Annotated in this window: 12 protein-coding genes; 2 read left to right on the forward strand and 10 right to left on the reverse strand. The window is 45.0% G+C overall.

Going from position 1 to position 14,456, the window contains the following annotated elements:
* Positions 1 to 66: 66 nt before the first annotated feature.
* The 4 genes from ACJAZP_RS01925 to ACJAZP_RS01940 all read right to left on the reverse strand — a co-directional run bounded on the left by ACJAZP_RS01925 (position 67) and on the right by ACJAZP_RS01940 (position 3,951).
* On the reverse strand, positions 67 to 1,311 hold the full coding sequence (locus tag ACJAZP_RS01925; protein WP_415229046.1) for an FtsX-like permease family protein: 1,245 nt from the start codon (positions 1,309 to 1,311) through the stop codon (positions 67 to 69).
* Positions 1,289 to 1,957 carry an ABC transporter ATP-binding protein gene (locus tag ACJAZP_RS01930; protein WP_415229047.1) on the reverse strand — a complete coding sequence of 223 codons (669 nt, stop codon included), beginning with the start codon at positions 1,955 to 1,957 and terminating at the stop codon, positions 1,289 to 1,291. Before ACJAZP_RS01930 ends, ACJAZP_RS01925 begins: the two co-directional genes overlap by 23 nt.
* Before the next feature lie 11 nt (positions 1,958 to 1,968).
* Positions 1,969 to 2,376 (reverse strand): hypothetical protein, encoded by a 408-nt coding sequence (locus ACJAZP_RS01935; RefSeq protein ID WP_415229048.1) that lies wholly within the window; start codon positions 2,374 to 2,376, stop codon positions 1,969 to 1,971.
* An 81-nt stretch (positions 2,377 to 2,457) separates the two neighbouring features.
* Positions 2,458 to 3,951 carry an alkaline phosphatase gene (locus ACJAZP_RS01940; RefSeq protein ID WP_415229049.1) on the reverse strand — a complete coding sequence of 498 codons (1,494 nt, stop codon included), beginning with the start codon at positions 3,949 to 3,951 and terminating at the stop codon, positions 2,458 to 2,460.
* 203 nt (positions 3,952 to 4,154) lie between these two features.
* Here ACJAZP_RS01940 and ACJAZP_RS01945 point away from each other — a divergent pair, with 203 nt between their 5' ends.
* Positions 4,155 to 4,646 (forward strand): TlpA family protein disulfide reductase, encoded by a 492-nt coding sequence (locus ACJAZP_RS01945; protein WP_415229050.1) that lies wholly within the window; start codon positions 4,155 to 4,157, stop codon positions 4,644 to 4,646.
* A gap of 184 nt (positions 4,647 to 4,830) precedes the next feature.
* On the opposite strand, the gene ACJAZP_RS01950 is transcribed toward ACJAZP_RS01945, so the two are convergent.
* Complete coding sequence (locus tag ACJAZP_RS01950; protein ID WP_415229051.1) at positions 4,831 to 5,571, reverse strand: Crp/Fnr family transcriptional regulator; 741 nt, start codon at positions 5,569 to 5,571, stop codon at positions 4,831 to 4,833.
* 948 nt (positions 5,572 to 6,519) lie between these two features.
* Here ACJAZP_RS01950 and ACJAZP_RS01955 point away from each other — a divergent pair.
* Complete coding sequence (locus ACJAZP_RS01955) at positions 6,520 to 8,511, forward strand: hypothetical protein (RefSeq protein ID WP_415229052.1); 1,992 nt, start codon at positions 6,520 to 6,522, stop codon at positions 8,509 to 8,511.
* Between the two features lie 628 nt (positions 8,512 to 9,139).
* Here ACJAZP_RS01955 and ACJAZP_RS01960 read toward each other — a convergent pair.
* From ACJAZP_RS01960 to ACJAZP_RS01980, 5 genes are all read right to left on the reverse strand, one after another.
* Positions 9,140 to 10,048: a glycine betaine ABC transporter substrate-binding protein gene (locus ACJAZP_RS01960; protein ID WP_415229053.1), complete on the reverse strand. Its 909-nt coding sequence runs from the start codon at positions 10,046 to 10,048 to the stop codon at positions 9,140 to 9,142.
* A 520-nt stretch (positions 10,049 to 10,568) separates the two neighbouring features.
* A complete protein-coding gene (locus tag ACJAZP_RS01965; RefSeq protein ID WP_415229054.1) occupies positions 10,569 to 11,477 on the reverse strand; it encodes a glycine betaine ABC transporter substrate-binding protein in 909 nt (302 codons plus the stop codon).
* 133 nt (positions 11,478 to 11,610) lie between these two features.
* A complete protein-coding gene (locus ACJAZP_RS01970; RefSeq protein ID WP_415229055.1) occupies positions 11,611 to 12,342 on the reverse strand; it encodes an ABC transporter permease in 732 nt (243 codons plus the stop codon).
* Positions 12,339 to 13,007, reverse strand: a complete 669-nt coding sequence (locus tag ACJAZP_RS01975; RefSeq protein ID WP_415229056.1) for an ABC transporter permease — start codon at positions 13,005 to 13,007, stop codon at positions 12,339 to 12,341. Before ACJAZP_RS01975 ends, ACJAZP_RS01970 begins: the two co-directional genes overlap by 4 nt.
* Positions 13,004 to 14,152: a betaine/proline/choline family ABC transporter ATP-binding protein gene (locus ACJAZP_RS01980; RefSeq protein ID WP_415229057.1), complete on the reverse strand. Its 1,149-nt coding sequence runs from the start codon at positions 14,150 to 14,152 to the stop codon at positions 13,004 to 13,006. The genes ACJAZP_RS01975 and ACJAZP_RS01980 overlap by 4 nt, the downstream gene beginning before the upstream one ends.
* Between the last annotated feature and the right edge of the window lie 304 nt (positions 14,153 to 14,456).

The following is a 14,456-nucleotide window of genomic DNA, read 5'->3' on the forward strand; positions in this document are numbered from 1 at the left end:
CGGGAAATACATTATCTGTATTTCCCGTTTTTTATTACATTATCTTCACAAGATATTGTCTGTACTTTAAATCGACTGCATCAATTTTTCATTACTAACACGGTAAACAAATAGCGCAGGCAGCAATGCCATGACACTGCCAACGCCCAAAACAGCAAGGGCAAACAACCAGTCTTTTGCCTGTAGTGTCGCATTAATATTAAATTGAGCCTTATCACTTAAGATATTGCTTATCCATTGCACTTCAACGCTAGCCAGTAACATTCCCAGTAATAATCCAATGGTCATTAAGCTAAAGACAAATAACCAAACCGATAATAACAGGTAATTTCGAGTGGCCCCGATGGTGCGTAAAATGGCGAATTCACGTTTAAATAATGCAAATAAAGCCGCAATACCAAAGACCAATGAAAGCATCACTAAACCTTCGCAAATCAGTGTTATCTGACTCATTAATGCGCGTGCATCACCCATTAGTGCGTATAACATCACCATCACTTCAGCAGGAAATACGCCCTGAGTTTCATTATTACTGAAATCACTGCGTAAGCCGTAGGCGCTAGCAATAGAGTTTGGTTTTACAATGAAAGCAGACACCGGTTTGAAAGCGTCTTGTTGGTCGAACACCCCGAAGTTGATTAATTCATTTTGATTATGCTCTGCCTCGTCGTGATCAGCGTGTCCATTACCCAGACCATGAATCTGCCAGCTAGCTTCAACGGGTACTAAAATAGCATTGTCCCAAGGCGTGCCGGTAACGGGTAGTTTTTTAGCCACTTTATAATCGCTATGGTGTGAATGGCCCTCCTCTTCATCATCGTCGCTGTCAGCGGACTCTTCTATCATGCCATGCTGTGCTTGAAAAACATCACCGAGACTAAGATCAACGTTGGCCCCTATAAAAGCAGAATGAATAGTGGGGAAATTTCCCTGTTCGCCATATAAAGAGCTGACTAATGCTTGCGTGGTACCAACAATGGGCGAGCCATTATAACCATCGCCAAAAACGATAGGAGCAAACCATTTGATACGTTGATCGTCTAATAGATCATGCCAGACATGCGTGGGTACTGTTTCCAGAAAACCGGTTTTTAAAAAGGCAGTATTCAACACCAGGTCAATTTTAGAGCCCGGTGCACCAATAATTAAATCAAATTGATCCGATACATTGGCACTGCTTTGTTTTATTGCACGTTCCTGTGATAACAAAGCGACACCTAACGATAAGGCAACACTGAATAACACCACAAAAATAACGCAGGGGAGTGTGTATTGGCGATACCAGGCCTTAAGCAGCATCAGTGGATTCATGTTGAATTACTCCTCTTTCTAAATACACTGTTTGATCTGCTTGCTCAATAACAAGGGGATCGTGACTGACTGCTAACACAAATTTTCCTCGTTGAGCCTGCTCTTTAAGTTGTTCAATAACAAACTTGGCATTTTCTTTATCCAATGATGCGGTGGGTTCATCGGCTAGAATGATCGACGGGTTGCCGGATAACGCCCTTGCCAGTGAAATTCGTTGCTTTTCCCCGCGAGAAAATTGATTAATGTTTTTATTAATATTGGTAATGCCAAATTGCTTTAATAATGCAATGGCCTGCTGCTTGAGTGTCGTTGAAGTTCGCCAATTTGAAAAACTATGTTGCAGAATGACATTTTCCAAGGCGGATAAAGAGGGAATAAGGTAAAAGTCCTGGAAGATAAAGCCAACTTCCTGATTGCGCCACCTTGAACAATCGTTATCACTTAATTGCTCAAGCGCCTGATCTTTCCAATGAATACAACCCTGCTTGGCTTTTAATTGCCCTGAAATTAAATGCAAAAACGTCGATTTTCCGGCACCGGAGGGTCCCGCTAGTACATTGAATTGACCATAGGCGAGTTCTATTTCATCAAGCGATAAAATCAGTTGTTTATCGAGCTCCACTTTTGCATCAGTAAGCTTTAACATATCAATCCTTTTTACTTTTCGAACTTAGCCTGAACTAAGCGTACTTTGCTTAAAAAGCCGGTATCGGGATCTATTTCTGTCCCTATTTCTAATATACCCGTTACGTAAATAGGGACGTTATAGGGAAGCACTTCAATAATGTCATCGGTTTTAATTAACATGATATCCGTGGGCCAATCCGCTTCAGATTCACAGAATGGGCAATAAGACATGGGCATTTTAGTGAGTACAAAGAAATCAGCCTGCGCTTTTATTGGCGGGGCCATATAACCTCTAACACGAATTTCCTGACCCTTTTTTTGTTGCGCTAATGCCGAAAAATCACCACCGCGCCCATAGAGATCACGAAACTTTAATTGATCAGCAGCCTGCGCGACGAAACTAAATAAAATAGCCAAAAATAGTACAGTGATACGCATCAATAATTAACCTTATTTTCAAACGAGAAAAGGATGCAAAGGTTAAATTTGCATCCTTGTTATGGACTGTTTTACAGTGGTTTATTTAAGTAAACCACCCGCATTAGCCATCACATTAAAGATATAGTTCTGTTCAACCGAACCATCGATTAGCCAGGCTTTAGGACCCTGCGCATAGATAGCAACATCTTCACCGGCATGAGATTCAGACTGCATTGGAATTAATGCCTGTTGAATGTAATCTAAATCCGTTGTATCAATTTGTGTAAGATCAGCACGCGGACCTTCGATTGCACCCGGGCCATTGATGTAGCTTAGGGTTGTATAAGGTTTACCATCATCACCCAGGTTTAATTTATCGGTTGGATTGCCTTTACTGTCAACACCGACGCTTAAGCCTAAAATTGGATTTCCCCGTTTTGCGTAACCCTGCATACTGAGCGTATGTGAGTGATCCGCTGTGACAACAATAAGCGTGTCTTTGGTGTAGGTTTTTTCCATCGCAGCTTGAACCGCATCGGCAAAGGCAGAACCATCTTCTAGTGCACGTGCGGCGTTTCCTGCATGATGAGCATGGTCAATACGACCGCTTTCAACTAACAGGAAGTAACCTTTTTTGTTGTTGTCTAATATATCAATCGCTTTGTCTGTCATTTCCGCAAGAGAAGGTTCGCCGCCTTTATCCTTAGCGCGATCCGCTTCGTATTCCATGTGCGAGCTATTGAACAACCCTAATACCGGACCGGTTGTTTCTGTATCTAGTTGGTCAAAACCCGATTGATCCCAGACGTAGGCCGCATCTTTAAATTTACTCAGCCACTCTTTAGTGAGATCTCGACCATCGCTACGTTTACCTGATTGACCCTCACCGTCGGTAGTTGTTGTTGGTAAAAAGTGACGGCGACCGCCACCGAAAACAACTTCCATATCAGTACCAAGTGCTTGTGTGGCGATATCAGTACAACCAGCGGCCTTTTGCTCTGCTGTTAGTGCGCTGTCATCTTCAAAGTTACGGTCTGCTGAGTGTGCATAAGCTGCCGCAGGCGTTGCATGGGTGACACGCGCTGTTGATACTACGCCCGTTGATTTACCGGCTTGCTCTGCTAATTCAAGAATGGTTGTCAGACCATTTTTTAATCCAGCTTGGCAATCACCACGTTCGACGCTTGAATTCACGCTGATAACACCCTGGCGTGTTTTTACGCCGGTAAGAAAGGCTGATGCAGTGCCCGCTGAGTCAGGTGTTTGTGCATTGGTATTATAGGTTTTTGCCAGGGCAAGGTTTGGAAACTGCTCGTAGCTGAGAACGTATTCTTCACCCGTTGCACCTTCTTTTTGACCTTTATAGATACGAATGGCTGTATTTGATGTCACACCATTACCATCACCAACGAATAGAATGATGTTTTTAGCCATGCCATTGATACGCGGGGTATTCATTTTTTTTTGTAATTCAGCTTGACCATCCTTGAACCACTGATTGTCTTTTTGGATAAGATCCGCAGCGCCTGCACTGATCATCAGACCTGCACCAAGTGCGGCGACAACCGCTTTATTAACAAGGTTAATTTTCATTTTTATTCCTTTAAAGATTGGTATGGATTAACAATGAACGAGATTGTAGTACGAGTTTGTTACATTTAAGTGACACTATTATGTTAGTTTTGTTTAAATGTAGTTATCGATATAGTTGTCGATATAGGCTATGAATAATGTCACTATTCATACTGTTGTCATTATTTTAAAAGATAATGTGATTTTTTATTGGGTTAATTATCATGATGAGAATTAGTTTGCGCTGCACTGCCGGGTTTATATTATTGATTTGCTCCCTTCCATCTTTTTGTTTAACAAAAGAGACAATAGCTCCCCCGCTTGATGGCATTGAAATTCACAGTCAACAAGCCCTCGGATTACATGATTTATTAGGTAAAATTGTTTTAATTGATTTTTGGGCAACCTGGTGCATCCCCTGTCGTCAATCTTTTCCCTATCTGAATGACCTTCAAGATGAGCTTAAAAATGATGATTTTATTGTTCTAGGGGTTAATCTTGATGAAAATTCAAAGGATATTCTAAAATTTACGCATCGTTTTCCCGCGCAATTTTTAATATTAAGGGACGTGCCTGAATGGCAACGAACCGCCTATGAAATTGAAGGTGTACCTACTTCTTACCTGATTGATAAAAAGGGTAAAATAGTGAAGAAGTTTACGGGGTTTAAAAAAAGTGAGTTTAATAAAATAAAGCAGTGGGTATCCACGCAATAAAGAACAAGTTATTCCTATTCTGATCGTCACCATCACACCCACATGAAGATTGAACCCCGGATCATTTGCAAGTAAAGCCTCGCGTTCAGGAAACCCTGCCACACCTTAGTTAATTGGGTGAGCAAGTTTTTTGAGGCTCTTATCTAATGAGAACGCGTCTTGCTATGGTTTAGGTAAGCGCAAATTAGGCATTATTATTCACCAAAGGTTGCGGCAACAAACGATCCGTTTCTGTCTTCACAACGGCGTAGCATTCGCAGCTCAAGGATTCGAGTTTCGCGCGATCTAGCACAGTGATATGACCACGGTGATAATTAATCACTCCAAGCTTTTGTAATTTACCCGCCGCTTCGGTAACGCCTTCACGGCGCACACCATGCATGTTAGCAATCAATTCCTGGGTCATGGTGAGATGGTTATCCGGCAGACGATCCAACAACACTAACAACCAGCGACATAATTGCTGACTAATCGAATGATGACGATTACACACAGCGGTTTGCGCCATTTGAGTGATCAATGATTGCGTATAAAGCAGCATCAATTCCATCAGCTTATCGTGTCGGTCAAATTCGTCGGTTAACATGCTGCCTTTTAGGCGATAAGCATAACCCGCGCTTTGCACCACGGCTACGCTAGAGGTACTTTCACCGCCCATAAATAAAGCGACACCAACCAGCCCTTCGTTACCGACCACTGATATTTCGGCAGACGCGCCACTTTCCATCACGTAAAGCAAAGATACAATGGCATCGACAGGAAAATGCACATAGGCCAATTTGTCGTCAGCTTTATACATCACCTGCCCTAGCTCCAGCTTTTCCAACTCAATAAAAGGAAACAGACGATCTTGAACGTCCTCGGGTAAGGCGGCTAAGAGATGATTTTGTAACGGCGAAAAAGTAGTATCGATGGCATCATGCATAGGGGGGATTCTTAGAATTTTTAGTGAGGAAATTAGGTCATAACAAAGCGATATTAGCGGGATATTATCAAACAGCCAAACAATTACTTTGTGCGCTACCGAACACACTACTCTCTTTAAATCACAACATACGGCTTATTCATTACAACATTGATCGAGATTCTAATTTAGATCATTAAAACTTGATAAAACATCGAACAACTCCACATCTATATCGCTTTGACGTAAACGGTCAAAGGTTTGATTTAGGTTTTCCGGTATTTCATCAATATTCTTTTCGGCTCGCGGCAAGTCGGCTTGTATTCTCACTAGCAAGAGATTGCGTACAAACTCAAAAAAGACTGACAAACAAATATTCACGCACTAAACCGCGGCCATCACTTCATTGAATTATTCGACTAGACCTTGATCCGAAGCAAACACAATCACGCCGATGACTGGCGCATTACACTTGGACCAACTGACGATCACAGCAGGATGTTGTGGGTGCTGAAGGCTAGATACCTTCGGTTATCCAATTTGATGGCTAATAAACGATCTTTTTCATAAATACCTTTGTAAGCAGGAAGTGAGCGACAGAGTCAACGCTAGGTTGCCCCTGCCCGTCCAATAGAAACAGAGATAAAACATCCTGTTCAAATCAACAATTTTTTTGGTAAAGGTTTTTTTCCGTCCTATACTCAAATGGCTTTTATTCTTCCTATACTCTTTTAATCGGTCGACCTCCGCTTAGCAGTTGAGGCTCACCTATAAAACCTAGATAAAAGTCAAAAAGGGTAAAGGTCGATGAATATAAAACTCGCTAAGAAATCCGGATTAGGTGTTGCTCTGTGCGGTCAAATCAGAATGGGTTCCCAAGCGGGCGATGTCGAAGTGCTGTATTATTGGACATCCGGTGGTAAAGCATATTCATTCTAATAATTCAGCCTTCAAATGGAGGAAAAAAACATGCCTAACATACGCTTTAATGTACCAACTTCATTAACCATCGGAACCTTGGCGTTAGGGATCGCGCTGGCGACGGTTCCGGCTTTTACTGCTAACGCTGCTCCGACGCAGATAACAGATCCCACGAATCCCGACTTCGGTCCCAACGTCATGATCTTCGGCCCGGGCATGGATACGAGTTCTATCCAGGCAACAGTCGACACGATTCACGCCATGCAGGTCAGCAACGAGATGGGCGAAGAGCGTTACAGCCTCCTCTTCCTACCGGGCGAGTACGGCACCGACGAGGAGCCGCTGCAGGTTCAGGTCGGCTACTACACGGAGGTCGCGGGCCTGAGCGCCTCGCCGAATGATGTCCAGATCAACGGGGCGATCGAGGTCTACAACCAGTGCTTCGACGATCCCACGAACCCGGAGTTCGTGGGTTGCTTCGCGCTGAACAACTTCTGGCGCAGTCTGTCCAACCTCACGATCAACGTGAACACTTTAGGCCAGGGCGGTTGCGAGGCTTCGGCCAACATGTGGGCGGTATCGCAGGCGGTATCGATGCGCCGGGTTGACGTCAAGGGCGGAAATCTCACGCTCATGGACTACTGCTCAGGACCGTCCTTCGCCAGCGGCGGCTATATCGCCGACTCGAGGGCCGGGGTGATCATCAACGGTTCCCAGCAGCAGTGGTACACTCGCAACAGCGAGATCGGTGAGTGGACGAATCCCGTGTGGAATCAGGTGTTCTCCGGCGTGATCGGCGCGCCGCAGGACATCGGATACCCGGATCCTCCTTACACCACGCTCGCCGAGACCCCGGTGAGCCGTGAGAAACCGTACCTGTACGTCGACGACGAGGGCAAGTACTTGGTTCGAGTGCCCAACGCGTATCGTAATACCAGCGGCATTAGCTGGGCCGACGGCATGACACCCGGCCGGTCCATCAAGATCACCGATTTCTTCATCGCTGATCCGAACGACTCAGTTCAGGAGATCAACAACCAGCTGGCTCGCGGCAAGCACCTGATCCTCACCCCCGGCGTGTACGACGTCGCGGAGAGCATCGAGGTAAAGCGGGCAGACACGGTCGTTTTGGGCATGGGTCAGGCGACGCTCACCGCTGTTGACGGCGCCATTCCGCTGAAGATCGGCGACAAGCCGGGCATTATTGTTGCCGGCGTGACAATCGACGCAGGCACGATCGAGTCACCGGTGCTGCTGCAGGTCGGCAAGAAGAACGGCAACAACGGTCGGAACAATAACGATCCGAGCAACCCGACCACGCTGAGCGACGTGTACTTCCGCGTCGGTGGGCCGCACATCGGCAAGGCCGACATCGCTCTGCAGGTCAACAGCGACAACGTTCTGATCGACCACACTTGGGTGTGGCGAGCTGACCACGGAGTTGAAGGCTTCGAAATCGTCGGCGGAGAAAACGGCGATGGCGGAGATTTTGGCGACAATGAGCGCTGGATCACTAACATCGGCCGCAATGGCGTGGTCATCAATGGTGACGATATCACTGCCACTGGCCTGTTCGTCGAGCATTTCCAGGAGTACAACACCATCTGGAACGGCGAGAACGGCCGCGTGGTCCTGTACCAGAACGAGCTGCCCTATGATCCACCCACCCAGGCGGACTGGATGACTCCTCACGGCACGCTCGGATGGGCCGCGTACAAGGTCGCCGATGACGTCCAGAAGCACGAGCTGTGGGGCGGTGGATCGTACGTCTTCAACCGCAACAACCCCGACATCGTCACCGAGAACGCATACGAGGTGCCAGATACACCCGAGGTCAAAATATTCCACGTGATGACGAAAAACCTTAGCGGCCCGGGCACGATCACCCACGTAATCAACGGGTTCGGTGAGACTGTCAACGGGGACGCGACAGACGGTATCCCTGCGCCTAGCGTCTGCGAACCGGATGCCTGCAATGAGGTACCGAGCTACGTGATCGGCTACAGCAATGGAATGCCGGACCTTCCGGTCTTCCCGTGATCTGAAGGCGTGTCTTCAACTGGTCCGTGCCCCGGAAAGCGGCTCGGACCAGTTGGCTATAGGCATAATAAAGGCCATTTCCTCGAAAATGTACACTATCACACAGCTCTGAGCGCCTTGTCTCGGCAGCTTTCTATAGCCAATACTCCGCGCTGACATGCAATGCTTTAAGTGACCATCTATGTCATGCTTTTTCGTCGCAGCTTCCCTCCATCACATTAACCGCCGCTTACTCCCCCGAAAGTAACGAACCGCGAGGAGCCGAGGGTCTTTCTTTTTGCCTTTTTAATAATTATCACATCTTGCCTTTTGCCATTTCGACTTGGCTATATCCAGAATATAAAGAGATTTTTACGCTCGCTTGGTAGAAAGCGAGCGTAAATGGAGTAGCTTCAACAGATTAATAGTGCAAAAGTTCTAACTCGATGTGCCCCTTTTGATCAGAAAGCTAAGGTTAAAATGCTTCTAAAAAATCAGAACCGGGGATTAAAGTAGAGGTTTAGTGATTGAAAATGTGTGAACGATAAACAGTTTTTTAAGTATTTGAGGTTTAAGTCTCTGTGATTTAAGTCTCTATGGAAAGGGGGAAGGAAATAACTCCCCCCAATCGAAGATCTGCGGAGCAGGTTTATTTGATCAGATTTTTACTTTTGAGCCAATTCACGGCTACTTCGTGAACTCTTTCATGATCTATATCCACGGCTTTATTGAGTTGCTGCATCTCTGTCGTAGTCAGCGTATCCGCAAGCGGTTTTAATATGGCAGGGATTTCAGGATACATATCAAGGATTTCTTTTCTGATAACGGGTACGGGATTGTATACAGGGAAGAAAGACTTGTCGTCTATCAGGTTCACAAAGCCGAAGGCCATGATTCTACCATCGGTAGCATAACCCATTGCAGAATTAACCAGCCCTTCTTTTAATGCCTGATAGGTAAGACCCACTGACATTTTTTTAACCTGTCCGGCTGGCAGTCTGAAATTATAGGTTTTCATCACGCTTTTAAATCCATCAGGGCGTTCCCAGAATTCAGAATCCAGAGCAAATATCATTTTGTCCGGATTGTTAGTGACGTAGACGCCCAGATCGGAAATGCTCTTAATGTCCAGTTTCGAAGCTTCTGCTTTATTCATCATCAAGGTATAGGTATTGTTGTACTGAACCGGATCAAGCCAGACAAGCCCCTCCTTCGCATCGGCTTTTTTGAGCCAGTCATAAATCTTTTTAGGATCGGTCATTATTTCTGTATCGTCCTGCTTGTAATACAGAGTGTATGCCGTGCCCGTATACTCGTAATAAAGATCGAACGAAGCATTTTCCAGTGATTTTCTGGCAATTACTGATCCTACACCTGTCTTCACCGTTACATCGAAGCCTTGCTCTTCAAGAAGGATGCTGGCGAGTTCCGGAAGAATAAGTTGTTCGGTATAATTTTTACCGCCCACTATCAGGCTTTTATCTTTGGCAAAGACACTGCCGGAAAAAAGGAACGTTAAAACAAGTAATGCCGGAACAAGTTTAAATATCTTTTTCATTTAATACCTCTTATTGGTCTTCTGGCTGAATGCCGAAGAGTTTTATTTTCAAGGAGTAGAGCAAAAAACAAGCTGCATTTTTTTGCCCTAGTCCCTGATTAAGTGCTCATTATTGTAAAAAATAAGTGCAACTTCCCTACTTGGGAAGACGTAAACCTTTTGCGATCAGAACGCAACAAAAAAGCTGGTCCCTATACATTATATTCTTTTAAATCATCACGTTAAAATAAATATCATACTCTAATCAATAAAACCTTAATACGACCACGTATAGCTACGATCAATAAGTTAATATCTGTTGTTCAAATTGAGATAAAAAAATAGAAAATCAAGGCGCTTTGCGCCTCAGAAAGCTAAAGCGGAAATGCTGCTAAACAAAATTAAAACCGGAGATTAGAACAGAGGTTTAGTGATTGTAAATGTGTGAACGATAAACTGATTTTTAAGTACCTGTGGTTTAAGTGCCTTTGGAAAGGGGGAAGAAGATAACTTCCCCCAATCGAAGATCTGCGAAGCAGGTCTATTTGATCAGATTTTTACTTTTGAGCCAATTCATGGCCACTTCGTGAACTCGTTTGTGGTCTACATCCACGGCTTTATTGAGTTGCTGCATTTCGTCCGTGCTCAGAGTATCCGCAAGCGGTTTTAATATGCCTGCAATCTCAGGATACTTATCAAGAACTTCTTTTCTGATAACCGGTACGGGATTGTATACGGGGAAGAAAGACTTATCATCGATAAGATTTACAAAGCCGAAGGCCGCGATTCTACCATCGGTGGCAAAACCCATTGCAGAATTAACCAGTCCTTCTTTTAATGCCTGATAGGTAAGACCCACTGACATTTTTTTAACCTGTCCGGCTGGCAGTCTGAAATTATAGGTTTTCATCACGCTTTTAAATCCATCAGGGCGTTCCCAAAATTCCGAGTCCAGAGCAAATATCATTTTTTCCGGATTGTTAGTAACGTAGACGCCCAGATCGGAAATACTATTGATGCCCAGCTTCGAAGCTTCTGCTTTATTCATCATCAGAGTATAAGTATTATTGAACTGAACTGGATCAAGCCAGACAAGCCCCTTCTTTGCATCGGCTTTTTTAAGCCAGTCATAAATCTTTTTAGAATCGGTCATTATTTCTGTATCGTCCTGCTTGTAATACAGAGTGTATGCCGTGCCCGTATACTCGTAATAAAGGTCAAACGCAGCATTTTCCAGTGATTTTCTGGCGATCACAGATCCTACACCTGTCTTCACCGTCACATCGAAGCCTTCCTGTTCGAGAAGGATACTAGCGAGTTCCGGAAGAAGAAGTTGTTCGGAATAATTTTTACCGCCCACTATCAGGCTTTTATCCTGAGCAAGAACACTGCCGGGGAAAAGGAACGTTAAAACAAGTAATGCCGGAACAAGTTTAAATATCTTTTTCATGTCATACCTCCATTAGTCTCTTGGCTGAATGCCGAAGAGTTTTATTTTTAAGGACTTGGGTAAAAACAAACGGCATTTTTCGCCCAAATCCTTCGGGCCTGTTTATGATAAAAAACAGACCCTCACACCTTTCCTATTCGGAAAGGCGCAAACCTTTTGAAATCAACGCAAATCCCAGTATTCCTGACAGAAAATCTGCAAAAAGAGCCAGTAGCGTGACCGGAATCGCACCGGCCAACAGCTTATCTGTCTGCATAAGATTTATGCCGGTGAAAATAAGATCTCCCAGGCCCCCTGCTCCAATAACATAAGCAAGTGCAGCGGTACCGATATTGATTATCAGGGCTATTCTGAATCCCGTGAGAATAACCTTCATGGAGTTGGGTAACTCTACTTCGAGAAGAATTTTCATTGGAGGCATTCCCATGCCTTTTGCGGCATCAATCAGATCCGGGGGTACCGCAGTAATACCGGCAAGCGTATTTCTGGCGATGGGCAGGATAGAATAGATGGCCAGCGCAAATATCGCAGGTTTCATGCCAATACCTAAGAAACTCATGGCCAGTGCTAAAACAGCCAGCGAGGGGATAGTTTGTCCCAAGCCGATAACATACATGCAGATTCCCGCATACTTGCGAAACCGCTTTCTGGTAAGCACGATACCCGCGGTGACGCCGATAATAGTAGCAAACACCATACTGATCGACACCATGTACAGATGCTGGCCGAACAATGCCATAATAACCGGATATTCGTATGGATCAGAAAGCAGATCTATCAGACCCGTACGTTCAAAGGTGATACCCGCTATCAGTATGATAAGCGCAATGATAATCATATATAATTTTGCAAATATTTTATTCATCGCGAAAGTCTCCTCTGTACCTTAATACCTTCTGGCGTCGCCATCCTTTCCAGCAGCGCCATTCCACCGTCGACTACGATAGCCAAAAGAGAAACAAGTATCGCACCGCTCATTATCATCTCCGGATATACGCGGGCAATACCCTGTTGGATATACACGCCCAGGCCACCAGCTCCGATATAGGTAGCAATAGCGGCAACCCCGATATTCATCACCGCAGCCGTTCTCAATCCGGCAATAATTAATGGCATAGCCAGCGGAATTTCCACCTCGCGTAAAAGTTTCCACTTACTCATGCCCATCCCTCTTCCGGCATCAACCAGAGCAGGCGGAACATTCTTGATCGCGGTATAGGTATTTCTGATAATAGGAAGCTGACTGTATAACACCAGTGCTATCACAGCAGGCACTTTTCCCAGACCCATATTAACAATCGCCAGGATCGGCAGCATCAATCCAAACAGAGCAAGAGAGGGAATGGTCATCAGTATGTTAGCACCGTTCAAAACCCGCGAAGCAAACTGCTCCTGTCGCGTAATGAGGACACCCAGCGCCACGCCAATGGGTGTGGCGATAAGAAGCGCCATCCCCACAATCCATATATGCTCCCAGGTGAGATACATAACCTCGTTCAGGTTATCTATTATGAATTGCAGTGTGCTCATTGCGCCACCTCATTTTCAATATTTTCTACTTCGTCGGCGTAACTTGCTTTTACCGCTTTTTGTATATCATTGTAGGTTACCGTCCCGACAAAGTTTTTATCTCCGTCGACCACACAAAAAGTAATAGCGTCATACATCAGCATGGAGGAAAGCACGTCTCGCAGTGGAGTATGTTCCTTCAGAAAAATGGGATATGTTTCGATCACCTCGCGCACCGGCCCTTCTTCATATTTGAGCGCTTTCTGGGTTACGAAGCCTATCGGTCTATTTTCTTCAAGCACAATACCGTAGCGATATTGCTTGTTACTCAGAAAATCTAATGCTGCCTGAGAACGGTCGGATCCCTGAATAATGTTCTTCGGCGTGCGGTTAATAATATCACTTACCCGCATCAGCCCAAGGACTTTCAGTGCCCGGTCGGCACCCACAAAGTCGGAAACAAATTTGTTTTTCGGCTGAGTCAGAATCATCTCGGGTGTGTCGTACTGTACCAGTTTTCCCTTGTTGAAGATGGCAATACGATCGCCCATCTTGATCGCTTCGTGTATATCATGAGAGACAAAGGCCACGGTCTTCTTCAGTTTTGCCTGAAGCTTGAGAAACTCGTCTTGAATCTCTTCTCTGTTGATCGGATCTATCGCGCCGAAAGGCTCATCCATCAGCAGTATTTCGGGGTCTGCGGCAAGTCCTCGAGCAACTCCCACACGCTGTTGCTGACCGCCAGAGAGCTCTGCGGGATAACGATCGCGATACAAATCAGGATCAAGGTTGGTCATTTGCAGCAGCTCATCAACCCGTTTGCGGATACGTTCCTTGTCCCAGCCCAGCAGTTTGGGTACTACGGCAATGTTTTCGGCGATGGTTTTATTTGGGAAGAGTCCGATCGCCTGAATGACATATCCCAGGCGCTGCCTGAGCTCGACGACATCAAGGTCCATAATATTCTGACCATCTATGGTGATGGTCCCTCCGGTGAGTTCCTCCAGTCTGTTGGTAAGACGCAGGGTAGTTGTTTTGCCGCATCCCGAAGGACCAAGAAACACCACTACTTCACCTTTTGGAATGGTAAAACTTATATTATCAAGGGCGTTAACGGTATTGATTCCCTTGCCGAATGTTTTTGTTACAGATTCATAAGTTATCATTGGAAGCCTTTTTGTTCTCTGAACTATTCCTTTCTGTTTCAGAGTATTAGTAACAGTATTATTTCGACTTATTAATAGGACAATCAATCTGTCATCATGAAATTTAATAGCAAACTGATTGTCAGGTAAAGCGTAAAAGTCAGGTATAAAAGACAAACCTTCGTACTATATATTCATTTAAATCATTGTATTAAAGGCGATATTATACTCGAATTAAGCCAAAACACATAATAGAGCTAATGATGCCCCAGCAAAGCCTGTGTATAATCAATCGATGCGCTTCGAGTTACTTAAAATTAGAGAA

It is taken from the genome of Psychromonas sp. (assembly GCF_047632955.1).
Taxonomy (GTDB): Bacteria; Pseudomonadota; Gammaproteobacteria; order Enterobacterales; family Psychromonadaceae; genus Psychromonas.